11 protein-coding genes are annotated in these 15,536 nt (G+C 68.7%); 8 read left to right on the top strand and 3 right to left on the bottom strand.

Going from position 1 to position 15,536, the window contains the following annotated elements:
• Positions 1–113: 113 nt before the first annotated feature.
• The gene (locus ABDW35_RS17135) at positions 114–1,739 is read right to left on the bottom strand and encodes a serine hydrolase domain-containing protein (protein WP_343715098.1); all 1,626 of its coding nucleotides are present in this window, start codon (positions 1,737–1,739) and stop codon (positions 114–116) included.
• A gap of 187 nt (positions 1,740–1,926) precedes the next feature.
• Between ABDW35_RS17135 and ABDW35_RS17130 the strand changes: the two genes are divergently transcribed.
• Positions 1,927–2,535 carry an XRE family transcriptional regulator gene (locus ABDW35_RS17130; protein ID WP_343715097.1) on the top strand — a complete coding sequence of 203 codons (609 nt, stop codon included), beginning with the start codon at positions 1,927–1,929 and terminating at the stop codon, positions 2,533–2,535.
• A gap of 224 nt (positions 2,536–2,759) precedes the next feature.
• Positions 2,760–7,064: an Ig-like domain-containing protein gene (locus ABDW35_RS17125; RefSeq protein WP_343715096.1), complete on the top strand. Its 4,305-nt coding sequence runs from the start codon at positions 2,760–2,762 to the stop codon at positions 7,062–7,064.
• A gap of 194 nt (positions 7,065–7,258) precedes the next feature.
• Here the strand turns inward: ABDW35_RS17125 and ABDW35_RS17120 are convergent, their stop codons facing one another.
• Positions 7,259–8,146, bottom strand: coding sequence for a LysR family transcriptional regulator (locus ABDW35_RS17120; RefSeq protein ID WP_343715095.1), 888 nt, complete (start codon positions 8,144–8,146; stop codon positions 7,259–7,261).
• 93 nt (positions 8,147–8,239) lie between these two features.
• Between ABDW35_RS17120 and ABDW35_RS17115 the strand changes: the two genes are divergently transcribed.
• Positions 8,240–9,739, top strand: a complete 1,500-nt coding sequence (locus ABDW35_RS17115) for a CoA-acylating methylmalonate-semialdehyde dehydrogenase (protein ID WP_343715094.1) — start codon at positions 8,240–8,242, stop codon at positions 9,737–9,739.
• Between the two features lie 107 nt (positions 9,740–9,846).
• Here ABDW35_RS17115 and ABDW35_RS17110 read toward each other — a convergent pair whose 3' ends face one another.
• Entirely contained in the window at positions 9,847–10,707 is an 861-nt protein-coding gene (locus ABDW35_RS17110; RefSeq protein ID WP_343715093.1) for a LysR family transcriptional regulator, read from the bottom strand.
• Positions 10,708–10,844: 137 nt separating this feature from the next.
• Here ABDW35_RS17110 and ABDW35_RS17105 point away from each other — a divergent pair, with 137 nt between their 5' ends.
• The 5 genes from ABDW35_RS17105 to ABDW35_RS17085 all read left to right on the top strand — a co-directional run.
• Positions 10,845–11,681, top strand: a complete 837-nt coding sequence (locus ABDW35_RS17105) for an oxidoreductase (protein ID WP_343715092.1) — start codon at positions 10,845–10,847, stop codon at positions 11,679–11,681.
• Between the two features lie 20 nt (positions 11,682–11,701).
• Positions 11,702–11,992, top strand: a complete 291-nt coding sequence (locus ABDW35_RS17100) for an EthD family reductase (protein ID WP_343715091.1) — start codon at positions 11,702–11,704, stop codon at positions 11,990–11,992.
• A gap of 165 nt (positions 11,993–12,157) precedes the next feature.
• Positions 12,158–13,636 (top strand): MFS transporter, encoded by a 1,479-nt coding sequence (locus ABDW35_RS17095; RefSeq protein ID WP_343715090.1) that lies wholly within the window; start codon positions 12,158–12,160, stop codon positions 13,634–13,636.
• A 275-nt stretch (positions 13,637–13,911) separates the two neighbouring features.
• The gene (locus tag ABDW35_RS17090) at positions 13,912–14,949 is read left to right on the top strand and encodes a substrate-binding domain-containing protein (protein WP_343715089.1); all 1,038 of its coding nucleotides are present in this window, start codon (positions 13,912–13,914) and stop codon (positions 14,947–14,949) included.
• Between the two features lie 65 nt (positions 14,950–15,014).
• Positions 15,015–15,536: ATP-binding cassette domain-containing protein (locus ABDW35_RS17085; protein ID WP_343715088.1), on the top strand; the 522-nt coding region annotated here is incomplete at its 3' end.

Here is a 15,536-nt window from a genome sequence, read left to right as displayed (position 1 = left end):
GGCTGCAGGCATCAGCGGTGATGGGGGATGCCGCTGTGCCAGGACAAGCTAGCGCAGCAGGCCCGCCCGGCTAATCGCACATGCGATCAGTGCGGGGCATACCTAAGGATAGGTCAGGCCGTCCGCACCAGGTGCAGGTGCTTGGTGCGGTCGTCGTTCAGCACGATGCCGTCGGCCACCAGGCGGACCGTGAACTCCCAGCCGCCTGCCTCGATCGCGCCGGGCTTCGGCGGCGTGTCGGCGGTGGCCCGGCGCGGCACCGCCAGGAACAGGTCGGGGGCACGGGCCTCCAGCGCCGTCTGCCACACGCCATACGGGCTGCGCAGGCTCAGCACGGTCTCGCCTTCATCCTCGGCGATCGCGGCCTCGAAACCGGTGGCGGCGTCGGCATAGTGCCCGGCCAGGCCGGCCGTCACGGAGAGGGCGGCGTCGGCCAGGCGGCGGAAGCGCCGCGGGCGGCCGAACCAGCGCGTGTCCATGTCGCCGTCGTCGCGCGGCGCGAACTCCAGCGGCACGATCCCCCGCTCCGGCATGAAGGCGCCGTCGCCGACCTGCTCGATCGGCATGCCACCATTCATGTTGCTGACGAAGACGGGCTGCCCGTCCCGGACGGCCACGCCGAACACGTCGTCGCCATCCTCGGCCCGGTACAGGCCGATGGCCCGCTGCAGCCGCTCCGTGGCCGCCGTCTCGCGCGGCGGGCCGGGCTCATGGCCCAGCACCAGGTCCAGGATGCGGCGGGCCAGCGAGAACGGGCCCATATCGTCGGTGTTGCCGAGGATGACGATGCCGATCCCGGCCTCCGGGAAGCGCACCGATTCCGACCGGCCGCCGGCGACGCCGCCGCCATGGCCGATGCTGGCCAGGCCGCGATAGCGGCAGGTCACGAGGCCGAGGCCGTAGGGCGAGGGGATGCCGTCGATCACCGCGCCGGGCGCCGACATCCGGGCCAGCATCTCCGGCGTGCCGACCTTCGGCGCGTCGAGATTGGCCAGCCAGGTCTGCATGTCCTCCAGCGTCGAGACCATGCCGCCTTCGCCGCCCAGCACCACGCCCCATTGCGCCTTGTGCCAGCCGCCGTCGGGGCCGTGGGTGTGATGGTCGGCCAGCCGCGGCAGGATCTCGGAATCCCAGCGCATCAGCCGGGTGTCGCGCATGCCCAGCGGGCCGGTGATGCGCTGCTCCAGCAGCTCGTTGAAGCTCCGGCCCGAGACCTGCTCGATGATCTCCGACAGCAGGAAGAAGCCGGTGTTGCAATAGATCAGGTCGGTGCCGGGGCGGAAGTTGACGGCCTTGTGGCCGGCGATGATCCGCCGCGCCCCGGCGCGGGTGGAGGGCGCGCCGATGTCCAGCCCGCCCAGCATCATGATCTCCAGGAAGTCGCGCAGCCCGCCGACATTCGCCGCCAGGTGGCGCAGCGTCACCGTCTGCGGATACTCCGGCAGCCAGGGCAGGTGGTGGCGGACATCGTCCTCCATCGACAGCCTGCCCTCGGCCTCCAGCATCAGCGCCAGCAGCACGGTGAACTGCTTGGTCTGCGACCCGATGCGGATCACCGTGCGCGCGTCGATCGGCACGGCATGGGCCAGGTCGGCCATGCCGTAGAAGCCGCGATGGATCTCGCGCCCGTGCCGGGTGACGCTGACCGCGGCGCCGGGCGACTCCGGCCGGGCCCAGCGCGCGAACAACGCGTCGATCCGGGCGTTCAGGTTCGGGGGCAGGGGGCTGTCATGGGTCATCGCTTCCTCCCGGCAGAATAGGGGCGCGGTCGCGGCCGCCATAGGCGGCGCCGCAGCCTCCGTCGGCCGAGACTGCTGTGCTATAGCGTTTGTGTCAAATCCTTAAGTGTATCGGAAAATTCGAGGTCCTTGCGATCAACCCGGCCGCCGACATAGGGTGATCGACCATCCATCGGCGGATCCGTGCATGCCCACTCAGCCCAAGCTCGGGGAATGCCTGAAGGCACTGCGGCGCCGGCACGGCTGGACGCTGCAGGAGGTCAACCAGCGCACCGGGGTGGCGGTCTCGACCCTGTCGAAGGTCGAGAACGACCAGATGTCGCTGACCTATGACAAGCTGCTGCAGATCAGCGAGGGGCTGGGCGTCACCCTGGCGGAGCTGCTGTCGCCGCCGGCGGCCTCCGGCGAGATGCTGGCGCGGCGGGCGATCGGCCGGCCGGGCGAGGGGCTGCTGCAGGTCACCCCGAATTACGACTACCTGTATCTTTGCACCGAGCTGCAGCGGAAGCGGATGGTGCCGGTGTTGACCACGGTCAAGGTCCGCGACATTGCAGAATTCGGCCCGCTGGTCCGCCATTCGGGGGAGGAGCTCATCTACGTGCTGGACGGAGCGATTGAGGTGCACACCGACCATTACGCCCCGGTGCGGCTGGAGACGGGCGGCAGCATCTATCTCGACAGCACCATGGGCCATGGCTACGTCTCGGTGGGTGAGGGCGACGCCGTCGTCCTCGGCGTCTGCTCCAGCCCCGAGCCGGACCTGGAAGGGACGCTGCGCTCGCTGTTCGCGACCTGACCGGCGTGTGTCTTCATTTAAATAGCATTCGATATTGTTTATGAAAGATATTTCAATGATTGAGATTTATTGACACTCATTTCCGGAGACTTCACCATCCCTCGCAATCAGGTCCCGTCCACGGGGCCGCCAGCCGATTTCCGGGCCTGAGAGGACCGGCGGACAGGGCAAACCACGTCCCGCCGCTGCCTCCCGGGCCGGAGCCGGACAATGGAGGGGGAGCGATGAACGCCTGTCGATCGGCCTTGCTGGCCGTGAGCCTGATATCCCTGTCTCTGGCCACGGGCCACCCTGCGGCAGCCCAGACCCTTCCGCTCCACGGCCCGGGCCTCGGCAATCTCACCTACACCGATGCCGAGCTGTTCCGCGAGATCTCGACGATCGACTGGAACAACGGGACCTATCAGAACGGCATCCCGGTCGTGCAGTACACCATCCCCGGCAACACCAGCCCGCAGAAACCCTACGGCACCAATGTCGGGGTCATGCACAACGGCTACTTCGTCACCCTGTTCGCGCCGGACAGCGGCGAGGCGACCGGTGGGTTCCTGATCTACGACGTCAGCAACCCGCGCGACATCAAGCTGGTCAAGACGATCTACGAGCCGGACGGGCGGACCAAGGAGTTCCGAGAGCCGCACGCCTTCGGCCAGGCCACGATCGGCGGCAAGGACTACATCGCCCTGCCCAGCATCTACGGCGTCGAGTTCTGGGACTTCACCGACATCAACGACATCAAGCAGGTGAAGAAGCTGGTGCTGCCGGGCGTGAATGCCGGCGACTATGAGGACGTGAACTGGCAGATGTGGTGGCAGGCGCCCTATCTCTACGTCGCGTCGGCCAGCCGCGGCATGTTCATCGTCGACGCCCGCGACCCCGCCAATGCCAAGCTGGCCGACCGCGGCAACGGCCGGCCCAACCCGCTGCCGGTGGGCGAGCTGGGCGGCTTCCGCGCCGGCCCGATCTTCGCCATGGGCAACGAGATGGTGCTGACCTCGATGGAGACCACGTCGGGCTTCGCCACCCTCGACATCTCCGACCCGCTGAACCCGACCGTGATCGGCGGCAAGAGCACCTTCCCGAACTACTACGCCACCTGCTTCAACGGCCGGAAGCTCTACACCTCCGGCCGCAACGGCGACGGCAAGATGGCTGGCTACGACGTCTCGAACCCGCGCCAGGTCGTGATCGAGAACGAGACTACGCCGATCGAGGAAGGCCTCTATTGCGCCGCCCAGGACGACCACCTGATCGTCGGGGCGCAGCGCTACATCTTCAAGCTCGACATCACCAACCCCGCCTCCTATCCGGAGATCGGCCGGTCCGAGCGGGTGCCGGACAATGTGACGGTGCCGCCGCGCGGCAACCGCGACCCCGATCTCGGCCAGGTGGCGATGTTCGGCAATCTGGTCTTCGTCGGCAGCGACCACGGCACCAACACCGCGTTCCGGCCGCACCAGAAGGCGCCGGACACGACGCCGCCTGCGGTGCTGACCGTGTCGCCCGCCGCGGGCGTGCTGCACCAGGCCCAGACGTCGCGCATCGGCCTGGCCCTGTCCGACAGCATCCTGCCGGAGACGGTGAATGCCGACACCTTCATCGTCCGGCCCAAGGGCGGGGCGGCGCTGGCCGGCACCTACAGCGTGCAGCTGGGCATCGTCAACTTCTCCCCGGCCGAGCCGCTGCAGCTCAACACCGAATACGAGGTCGTGCTGACCGCCGGCGGGCTGAAGGACTATGCCGGCAATGGCCTGGCCACGGAGTTCGCCTCCAGCTTCACCACCGGCAGCCAGTTGGTCCCGACCTCCTATGTCAACCGTTGGCCGCTGGCCAGCACGCTGACCGACGTGGCCGGCAGCAATGACGGCAGGGCCGGCAGCCAGGACAGCTATGCCGATGGCGGGCTGGACTTCACCCCGCGCACCACCGGCGTGGAGCTGGAGAGCGACAGCATCGCCTACACGCTGGGCGGCACCGCCACCGTCAGCTTCCGGATGAAGACCAGCCAGATCGGCAACAGCAACCCGTGGCAGGCGCCGGGCATCTTCGGCCGCGACCAGGTCGGCGGCGCCAATGACGTGTTCTGGGGCTGGATCGACAATGCCGGCTATCTGAATCTTTCGGTCGGCGACCGCAACGCCAGCAATCCGGTCACCCGGTCCGCGGCGCCGGTCAATGACGGGCAGTGGCACCAGGTCGCCATGACCCGCGATTCCGCCACCGGCGCGCAGTCGATGGTGATCGACGGCGTCAAGGTCACCTCCACCGGCACCCCCGGCGTCATGGGCATCTTCGACAAGCTGCAGATGCTGGGGCAGATCCAGGGCAACCCGGTCGCCTTCAAGGGCATCCTGTCCGACGTCCGGGTCTACAAGCGGGTGCTGACCGATGCCGAGATCGACGGCATCTTCAACCCGCGCCCGTCGGTGCTGCCGCAGCAGCAGGTGGCCAAGGCGGTCGCGCTCGACCCCGCCGCGCTGGGGCTCAGCGGCGCGAAGTACATCTGGAACTTCGGCGACGGCAGCGCGCCGGTGACCACCACCGCGGCCAGCCCGATCGCGCGCTACACCTATCCTACGCCGGGCAACTACACCGTGTCGGTGACGGTGGTGACCGAGGATGGGACCGAGACCTCCTTCTCCTTCCTGCAGAGCGTGATCTACCCGGTCACCGCATCGGCCCCGACCCACAGCAGCAACATCGTCGGCAACGCCACGGCGGTCTACGCCCTCGACCCCGATGCCGGCACCGTCGCCGCGATCGACGCCGCCACCCTGGCCAAGTCCTGGCAGATGTCGGTCGGTAAGGAGCCGAAGACCCTGGCCCTCGGCCCCGGCGGCAAGCTGTGGGTCGCGGTGCAGGGCGACGACAAGCTGCTGCGCATCGACCCGCTGACCAAGGCGGTCAGCACCTTCGCCCTCGATTACGGCAGCGCTCCCTATGGCGTGACGTTCACGCCGGACGGCAGCAAGGGCCTTCTGACCCTGGCCGGCAAGTCGGTGCTGGCGGTGTTCAACCCGTCGACCGGCGCCATCACCCGCCGGGTGACGCTGCCGGGCGGCGGCGACGTGCGCGGCATCGCCGTCAGCGCCGACTCGAAGACGGCCTATGTCACCCGCTTCCGCTCGAAGATGAATCAGGGCGAGGTCTACAAGGTCAACCTCGCCACCACGGCCGGCCCGACCGTGATCGCCCTGCCGGTCGACACGACGACCCCGGCCACGGAGGCCGCGGCGCCGGGCGTGGCCAACTACATGAACCAGGTCGTGATCTCGCCCGACGGCCGGCGCGCCATCCTGCCGTCGAAGAAGGACAACATCGTCCAGGGCCGCTACCGCAAGCAGATCGACCTGAAGGCCGACACCACCGTGCGCTCGATCCTGTCCCAGCTCGACCTGGCGCAGGGCAAGGAGGTGTTCGCCGAGCAGATCGACTTCAACAACCGGGCGCCGGCGCGCGCCGCGCTGTTCGCCCCCAGCGGCAACTACATCTTCGTCGCCGAGATGGAGTCGAACAGCGTCGAGATCGTCGACCCCTATCGCCGCGCGGTGGTCGGGTCGATCGCCGGCATCGGCCGCACGCCGCATGGCCTCTATCTCGACGCCGCCCGCAAGCGGCTGTTCGTCAACGCCTTCCTCGACCGCGGCGTCACCGTGCACGACGTCAGCAAGGTGCTGACCGGTGAGGATTTCGTCACCCCGGCCCCGACGGCGATCCCGACCGTGGCGACCGAGCCGCTGCCGGTCGCGGTGCTGGCCGGCAAGCGGGTCTTCTACAACGCCGCCGACCCGCGGATGAGCAGCGAGAGCTACATCTCCTGCGCTAGCTGCCATGTCGACGGCGACAGCGACGGCATGGTCTGGGACTTCACCCAGCGCGGCGAGGGGCTGCGCCGCACCATCTCGCTGCAGGGGCGGCAGGGCGTCGGCCCGGCCATGGGCAAGCTGCACTGGACCGCAAATTTCGACGAGCTGCAGGATTTCGAGAAGGACATCCGCGACGAGTTCGAAGGCGCCGGCTTCATGAGCGACGCCGACTATGCCGCCACCATCAACCCGCTGGGCCCGAAGAAGGCGGGCAAGAGCGCCGATCTCGACAACCTCGCCGCCTATGTCACATCGCTCAGCACCTTCCCGCGCAGCCCGTTCCGGACGGCGCAGGGCTGCCTGACGGCGGAGGCGCAGCGGGGCCAGCAGGTGTTCCAGGCGGCCAGCTGCACCACCTGCCACGGCAATGCCGTCAGCCAGGACAACCAGCGGCACGATGTCGGCACGGTGCAGCCCTCCTCCGGCACCGGGTCGGGCCAGCCGCTGGCCGGGGTGGGCTTCGACACGCCGACGCTGACCGGCATTTGGCAGTCGTCCTCCTATTTCCACAATGGCCAAGCGGCGACGCTGGCGGATGTGTTCCGCCCCAATCTCAGCGCGGTGCATGGCGGCAGGATCGGTGTCGGCAATATCGCGGCCGTCACCGCTTATCTTCGCTCGCTGGACGGGCAGAACGCCTGCGCCGGGGTGGCCAGCCGGTAGCCGGCGCCACCCGCGTCCCCGGGCAGGCTGCGGTGGGGCAGCCTGCCCGGTCTTGTTTCTTTGAAGACCGGCTCTCTGGCCTTTCTCGTCATTGCGAGGAGGCGAAGCCGACGAAGCAATCCATCGTCCCGCAAGAGCGGATGCATGGATTGCTTCGCTGCGCTCGCAATGACGGTGCTGGGAATGCGGATCGGTCACCCCGGCAGGAACCGCCGCCGCTCCTCCTCGAAGCGGCGGGCGATGAACTGGCGGCACAGCGCCACCCGCCGCAGCCCGGCGGTGTCCGGATGCGACAGGATGAAGTAGCTGCGGCGGAACCCGACCTCCGGCAGGATCCGCACCAGCCCCGGCACATCGGCGGCGGCGAAGTCGTGCAGCACGCCGATGCCGATGCCGGCTCGCACCGCCTCCAGCTGCCCGGTGGCGCTGGCGCAGCGGAAGCGCCGGGGCGACCGGCCCTCCAGCGCCCAGGCATAGTCCAGCCCCGGGGCGTAGGCGTAGTCCTCCACCCCCGTCACCACGACATGATCGGCCAGCGCGTCGGCGTCCTTCGGCGTGCCCGCCGTAGCGAGATAGTCGGCCGCGGCATAGATTCCGAGGCTGTAATCGGTCAGCCGCGACACGATCAGCCGTCCCTCCACCGGCCGGTCCAGCCCGATCGCCAGGTCGGCCTCTCGCCGCGACAGCGAGAAGCTGCGGGGCAGGGGCACCAGCTCGACCGTCAGGCTGGGATACTGCCGGGCGAAGCGCCCCAGCTCCCGCGCCAGGAAATGGTTGCCGAGGCCGTCCGGCGCGCCGATGCGCACCGTGCCCGTCACCTCCGCCTCGTCCTCCCGCAGCCCTTCCGCCGCGCCCAGCAGCGCGGTCTCGATGCCCTCGGCCACCGGCAGCAGCCGCTCCCCGGCCTGGGTCAGCACCGACCCGGCCGGCCGCCGGTCGAACAGCACCGTGCCCAGATCCGCCTCCAGCGCGTCCAGCCGGCGCGCCACGGTGGCGTGGTTCAGCCCCAGCTTGCGCGACGCGGCCAGCAGCTGGCCCTGCCGGGCGACCGCCAGGAAGACGCGCAGATGGTCCCAGTCCATGGCTATAAATCCCGCACAACGGTTGCTCGATCCTGTGCGTTGATGCGCGTCGGGTAAAGCGGGAAGGTGCCGGCAGCAGAGGAGGAGACGACCATGCCCACCGAGATCCAGCATTTCATCGGCGGCCGCCGGGTTCCGGGCGCCAGCGGGCGCAGCGCCCCGGTCTTCAACCCGGCCACCGGCCAGCAGAGCGGCAGCGTCGCCCTGGCTTCGGTCGACGATGTCCGCGCCGCCGTCGCCGCGGCGAAGCAGGCGCTTCCGGAATGGGCGGCGACCACGCCGCTGCGCCGCGCCCGCATCCTCAACCGCTTCCTGCGCATCGTCGAGGAGCGGACCGACGAGCTGGCCGCCGCCATCACCGCCGAGCACGGCAAGGTGCTGAGCGACGCCCGCGGCGAGGTCCAGCGCGGCATGGAGGTGGTCGAGTTCGCGACCGCCGCGCCGCAGCTGCTGAAGGGCGAGGTGACGGAGAATGTCGGCACCCGGGTCGACAGCCACTCGCTGCGCCAGCCGCTCGGCATCGTCGCCGGCATCACCCCGTTCAACTTCCCGGCCATGGTGCCGATGTGGATGTTCCCGGTGGCGCTGGCCTGCGGCAACTGCTTCATCCTGAAGCCGTCGGAGCGCGACCCCTCGGCCTCGCTGCTGCTGGCCGACTGGCTGAAGGAAGCCGGGCTGCCGGACGGCGTGTTCAACGTCGTGCATGGCGACAAGCAGGCGGTGGACGCGCTGCTGTTCGACCCCGACATCGCGGCGATCAGCTTCGTCGGCTCCACCCCGATCGCCCGCTACATCTACGAGACCGCGGCGCGCACCGGCAAGCGCTGCCAAGCGCTGGGCGGCGCCAAGAACCACATGATCGTGATGCCGGACGCCGATCTCGACCAGGCGGTCGACGCGCTGATGGGCGCCGCCTACGGCTCGGCCGGCGAGCGCTGCATGGCGATCTCGGTCGCGGTGCCGGTCGGCGAGAAGACCGCCGAGGCGCTGATGGCGCGGCTGGAGCCGCGGGTCCGCGCCCTGGCCATCGGCCCGGGCACCGACCCGGAGGCCGAGATGGGGCCGCTGGTCACCCGCCAGCATCTCGACAAGGTGCGCGGCTACATCGACTCAGGCGTCGCCGAGGGCGCGAAGCTGGTGGTCGACGGGCGCGATTTCCGCCGCCAGGGCTATGAGGACGGCTATTTCATCGGGGGCTCGCTGTTCGACCATGTCACCACCGACATGAAGATCTATCGCGAGGAGATCTTCGGGCCGGTGCTGTCGGTTGCCCGGGCGCCGGACTACGAGACCGCGGCCGGGTGGATCAACCGGCATGAATTCGCCAACGGCACGGCGATCTTCACCCGCGACGGCGACGCCGCACGCGAATTCGCCAGCCAGATCCAGGTCGGCATGATCGGCATCAACGTGCCGATCCCGGTGCCGATGGCCTTCCACTCCTTCGGCGGCTGGAAGTCGTCGCTGTTCGGCGACCACCACATGCACGGGCCGGAGGGGGTGCGCTTCTACACCAAGCTGAAGACCATCACCACCCGCTGGCCCACCGGCATCCGCGCCGGCGCCGAATTCGTCATGCCGACGATGAAGTAGGGGGGCGGGCACAGCGGTGCCTGCGACCGAGATCTGTTCTTGAGCCTTCGACCAGGGGCGTGCCGTCCGGCGCGCCCTTTTTCGCGGCCGGCCTCAGGGGCTCCGAGTCAGGGTTGCGCCTCCGCGATGTGCTTGTTCACCGTGGCGATGAAGGCGCGCAGGCGGTGAAGACGCCTCATGTCGCGATGATAGCCCATCCAGATATCCCGGCCGGGCGGCTCCGCCGGCAGGGCGAGCCGGCGCAGGCCCGCCATCTGGTCGCCGACCACCTGCGGCAGAACGGCGATACCGATGCCTAGCCTGCACATGCGCCCCTGCACATTCCGGTTGTTCGAGCGCAGGACGGGCCGCGCATTCGGGAAGCTCTCCTCGAGCCAGGCGATATCCGGGAACTGGCCTGTCGACGTGTCGTGGGTGATCAGGCGGAAGCCGGTTCCATCGCCATAGGCCGGCTCGGGGGAGTCCGCCGCGACATAGGCGCCATAGGCCAGTCGGACCAACCGCCGCTGCACGACATCGGGCGTGTTGAACGGGACGATCCGGAAGGCGATGTCGGCCTCCCGCTGGGCAAGGCTGAACAGGCGGGTGCCCGTCAGGATCTCGAGATCGACGAGGGGATAGGCCTTGGCGTAATCGGCGATGATCGGCGGCAGGACATAGGCGCCGAACCAGTCGGCCGACGATATGCGCAGGCTGCCCTGAAGGTTCTGCTCCTGCCCGGCGAGCCGCCGTTCCATGGCTAAGGCGCCTTCTTCCATCTGCTCCGCCATGGCGATGACGGCATTGCCCTCCTCGGTCGGAATGAAGCCGTCGGCCGTTCTCTGGAACAGCGTATGGCCGGTCGCCTGCTCGAGAGCCCGGAGGCGACGGCCGACCGTCGGATGGCTCAGGCGAAGCGCACGGGCGGCACCGCCCAGCGTGCCATAACGGGCTATGGCCAGAAAGATCCGGACGTCGCTCCACTCCATCGGGCCGACCCACAAAAGTGAACGGAGATCGTTCGATACTGTCAGTTATCGTACAGATCTGATCATCCCAAATCCACCTGGTGCGGACGAGCCGCTCGTAAAGCGGGCCCTCGTCCGGCGGATCACAGGAGGATCTGGTGAAAACCTGGCTGATTACCGGATGTTCGTCCGGCCTGGGGAAGCAGCTTGCCGAGGCGGTCGCCGGGCGCGGCGACCGGCTCGTCGCCACCGCGCGTTCGGTCGATGCCTTGCAGGCGCTGTGCGACCGCTACCCCGATACAGTGCGCGGCGTTGCGCTTGACGTCACGCAACCCGGCGCCGCCGCGGAGGCGGTCGCGCTGGCCGAGAGCGCCTTCGGCGGCCTCGACGTCCTGGTGAACAACGCCGGATTCGGCTTCTTCGGGGCGATCGAGGAGGCGGAGCCCGGCGAATACCGTCCGGTGTTCGAGGCGAATGTGTTCGGCCTGATCGAGACGACCCGGGCCGCGCTGCCGGCGCTCCGCAAGCGCGCAGGAGCCTGCATCGTCAACCTGTCCTCCGGCGCCGGCATCGCGGGTTCCGCGGGCTCCGGCATCTACAACGCGACCAAGTTCGCGGTGGAAGGCCTGTCGGAGGCGCTGGCGGAGGAGCTCCGCCCCCTGGGGCTGAACGTGATCATCGTCGAGCCCGGCCCGTTCCGCACCGAGTTTCTCGGTCGCTCGATCGTCACCGCGGCGCGGAAGATCGCCCCCTATGCCGACATCGCGCAGGCGAGGCGGCAGTATCGCGAGACCAACAACGGCAAGCAGGCGGGCGATCCCGCCAAGGCCGTCGCCGTGATGCTGCAGGCCATCGATTCCGAGCATCCGCCGCTGCACCTGCCGCTCGGGCCGCGAGCCCACGCGATCGCGGAGCGGAAGCTCGAAGCATTCCGCGCCGATATCGCCGCCTGGCGCGACATCTCCATCGCCACCGATTTCGACACTCGGAACTGAGGAAGACTGCCGTGACCACCATGTACGTGACCTATGCCGGCAATGCCGACACGCCGTTCGACCGCGAGCATTGGATCAATGTCCATTTCCCGCTCGTGCGCGAATGCTGGGGCCCGTACGGGCTGGAACGCCTCGCGGGCTTTTTTCCGCGGGGAGATGGCGGCGGCCTGATCGCCGTCGCGATCTGCGTCTTCCGGGACGAGGCCGCCATGGAAACGGCCCTGGCCTCACCGGAAACGACGCGGGTGATGGCCGACGTGGATCTGGTCACCGCCGTCAAGCCGCAGCGCAGCCTGGCCGTACCTCTCTGAGCGCCACCGCGACCGCCGTCGGAGCGACCTGACCGGGTCGGCGATGGCGACGTTCACCATCGAGAACGGAAAGCATCCGTGAGCACGATAGAATCTCAACCGGAGCCCCTGTTGGCTGCCCGGCCCCGGGGTGACGTTGCCTCGCCCGACCCGCGCCGCTGGGCCATGTTCGTGATCCTGCTGATCGGCGCGTTCCTGCCGCCGCTCGATTTCTTCATCGTCAATGTCGCCCTGCCCTCGATCCGTGGGGAATTGGGCGCCTCGTCCTCTGCCGAGCAGCTCGTCATTTCCTCCTATGCCGGGCTCTATGCCGTGACGCTGATCACCGGCGGCCGCCTTGGCGATCTCTATGGCCGCGGCCGGGTGTTCTTCATCGGGCTGGTCGGCTTTGCAGCGGCATCGACGCTGTGCGGCCTTGCAGGGGCGCCATGGGCGCTCGTCGTCGGCCGCGCCTTGCAGGGCGTGACCGCGGCGGTAATGGCGCCGCAGGCGCTCGCCTCGGTGCAGGCGATCTTCCCTGAAGGCGAAAAGCCGCTCGCGCTCAGCCTGTATGGCGCGGTCTTCGGCCTGGCCTCCGTGGTCGGTCAGGCGCTCGGCGGCATCTTGATTTCGCTCGATCTCTGGGGCTTGGGCTGGCGGGCGATCTTCCTCGTCAACCTGCCGGTGGCGCTCCTGGTCGTGCTGTTCGGCATTCCCCTGCTGAAGGAAACGCGGGCCCAGGACGCGTGCAGGCTGGATCTCGGCGGCACGGTGTTGTCGATGGCGACGCTGGGCGCGCTGATCGTGCCGCTGATCGAGGGGCGCGAGGCGGGCTGGCCGCCATGGTCCTGGCTGTCGCTCATGGCCGCGCCCGTGCTGGCGTGGTTCTTCTGGCGCTATGAGATTCGGCTGGCCCGGGCGGGCGGCACGCCCCTGGTCGATCCGGCCGCCATGCGGGCACCGGGGCTGGGCCGGGCGCTGCTGATCGCGCTGCTGTTCTACGCGATCGCGGCCTTCTTCCTGCTGTTCTCGGTCTATCTGCAGGATGCGCTGCACAGGACCGCGCTGGCCGCCGGCCTGGTTTTCCTGCCCTTCGGTGCGGGATTCCTGCTGGGGCCGCTGTCGACTCCGTTCTGCCGGCGCATCCTCGGTGCCTATGTCAATCCGGTCGGCATGGGGCTGGAGGCCGCCGGGTTTGTCGGCCTGGTCTGGGCCATCATGGCGGCGCCGGCCGGGGTGTCCCCCGCGCCCGTGCCGCTTGCCGTCCTCCTGTTCGTCATCGGTTTCGGCCAGGGGCTCGCCCTGCCGACCTTGATGCGGATGGTGACGGGCCGCGTCGCGCCGGCCCTGTCCGGCATGATCGCCGGCGTTGCCAGCTCGACCTTGCAGGTCGGCACCGCGCTCAGCGTCGCGGTGATCGGCGGGATCTTCTACACCGTCCTCGGCGCGCGCACCGATCCGGCGGCCCTCACCCAGGCCTTTGTCATTGCCATCCTCTGCATCGCCGCCTGCCTCGCCATTGGCGCGGGTCTGAGCGTCGCCCTGGCCCGGCGGCCTGCCCCGCCGCCGAATGAAGAGGATGCGGAGCGGCCCCGTGGCCGACATCGCCTCGACGACGGGCAACCAGACCATATCGGCGCGCCAAGACCGTGCGGGCCGGCGTGACAGAACCCTCTCGGACTCGATGACCGGGGCGTGAACCGGATGGCGGGCTTCAACTCGGAGAGACTATCGCACGCATCCCAGCTCAACTGATCGCCATCCTCCATCATTCCAAGGCGTGCCGGTTCTGCCGGCGCGCCCTTTTCTGTTTGGCCCACCGACAAAGCGCTTGACGCCGCCGGCAAACCTCGCTTTGTTGAAGGGAAGAAATTTCAGTCATTGAAATTTACATCAACAACCGGCTGCGCAAGGACGCCGCCGGAATCAGGGGAGGATGAATGATGACGACACTTCGCGCACGGTTCCTGGCGGGCGCCGCCCTGGCGATGGCCCTGTCCGGCGCTGCGACGGCCCCGGCGAATGCCGCGGAGCCGTTCCGCTGCGCGCCGGGCGAGCTCTACGCCATGAACGTGATGGTCTCGGGCGTCGAGTACTGGTTCCCGGTCTATGAGATGTTCAAGCAGGCCGGCAAGCAGATGGGCTGCGAGACCATCTACACCGGCACGCCCGACTACGACGTCACCAAGCAGATCGCCAGCTTCGACCAGATCCTGGCCCGCCAGCCCAAGGGCATCCTGGTGCATCCGATGAACTCCGACCCGTTCATCGAACCGATCAACCGCGCCATCGAGCAGGGCACGGCGATCGTCACCTTCGCCGCGGACTCGCCGAACTCGAACCGCACCGCCTTCATCACCTCGAACAACGACCTCGAGGGCAAGGGCGCGGCCGACGCGGTGGCCGAGGCGATGGGCGGCAAGGGCGAATACGGCGTGCTGGAGAATCCCGGCCAGGACAACCATGACCGCCGCGTCGCCGCCTTCATCAAGCGGATGGAGGAGAAGTGGCCGGACATGAAGCTGGTGGCCCGCGCCGCCTCGAACCAGGACCCGAACAAGGCCTACCAGGCCGTGCTGTCGATGGCCCAGGCCAACCCCAATCTCGGCGCGCTGTTCATGCCGGAGGCGAACTCTGCCCTCGGCGCCGCCCAGGCCAGCGTCGAGCTCGGCGGCAAGATCAAGGTCATGACCGCCGACGTGAACGCCAAGATCCTCGACATGATCAAGGCCGGCCAGGTCTTCGGTTCGGTCAACCCGAACCAGGGCATGCAGGGCTATATGGGCTTCATGGCGCTGTACATGGCCGCCCATCCTGAGCTGATCGACCCGATGAACGACGCCAAGAGCGCCGGCAAGAATCCGATGGTGATCCCGTTCATCGACAACGGCTACGCCGTGGTCACGGCGTCCAATGCCGACGATTTCTACTGGGACAAGTACCTGAAGCGTCGCGGCACCAAGGGCATCGACGAGTAACCGCCGATCCGACCGCCGGCCGGGACCGCCCCGGCCGGCCTCCGCGACCCAGGAAGGCCGTCGACGTGACCGCACCGCCGCTTCTCACCGTCCACGACATCGCCAAGAGCTTCGGCCCGGTCCGCGCGCTGTCCGGCGTGCGGTTCGAGCTGCGCGCCGGCGAGGTGCACGCCTTGATGGGCGAGAACGGCGCCGGCAAGTCGACGCTGATGAACGTGCTGGGCGGCGTGCACCAGCCGGACCGCGGCACGGTCAGCCTGGACGGCCGGCCGGTGCGGATCCCCAGCCCGGCCGCGGCCCAGGCGCTGGGCATCGGGCTGGTGCATCAGGAGATCGCGCTGTGCCCCGACGCCACGGTGGCCGAGAACATCTTCATGGCCGAGACCAACCGCCGCCGCGGCCTCGGGCGCGGCCTGTGGCTGGACACGCGCGACCTGAAGCGGCGGGCCGAAGCGGTGCTGGCCAGCCTGCACCCGGTGCCGGTCGACGTGAAGGCCGGCGAGCTGCCGATCGCCAGCCAGCAGATCGTCGAGATTGCCAAGGCCCTGACCCTGAACTGCCGGGTGCTGATCCTGGACGAGCCGACG

It is taken from the genome of Inquilinus sp., assembly GCF_039594555.1.
Lineage (GTDB): Bacteria > Pseudomonadota > Alphaproteobacteria > DSM-16000 > Inquilinaceae > Inquilinus.
The sequence above is the reverse complement of the archived record's forward strand: the minus strand, read 5'-3'. Positions and strand labels throughout refer to the sequence as shown.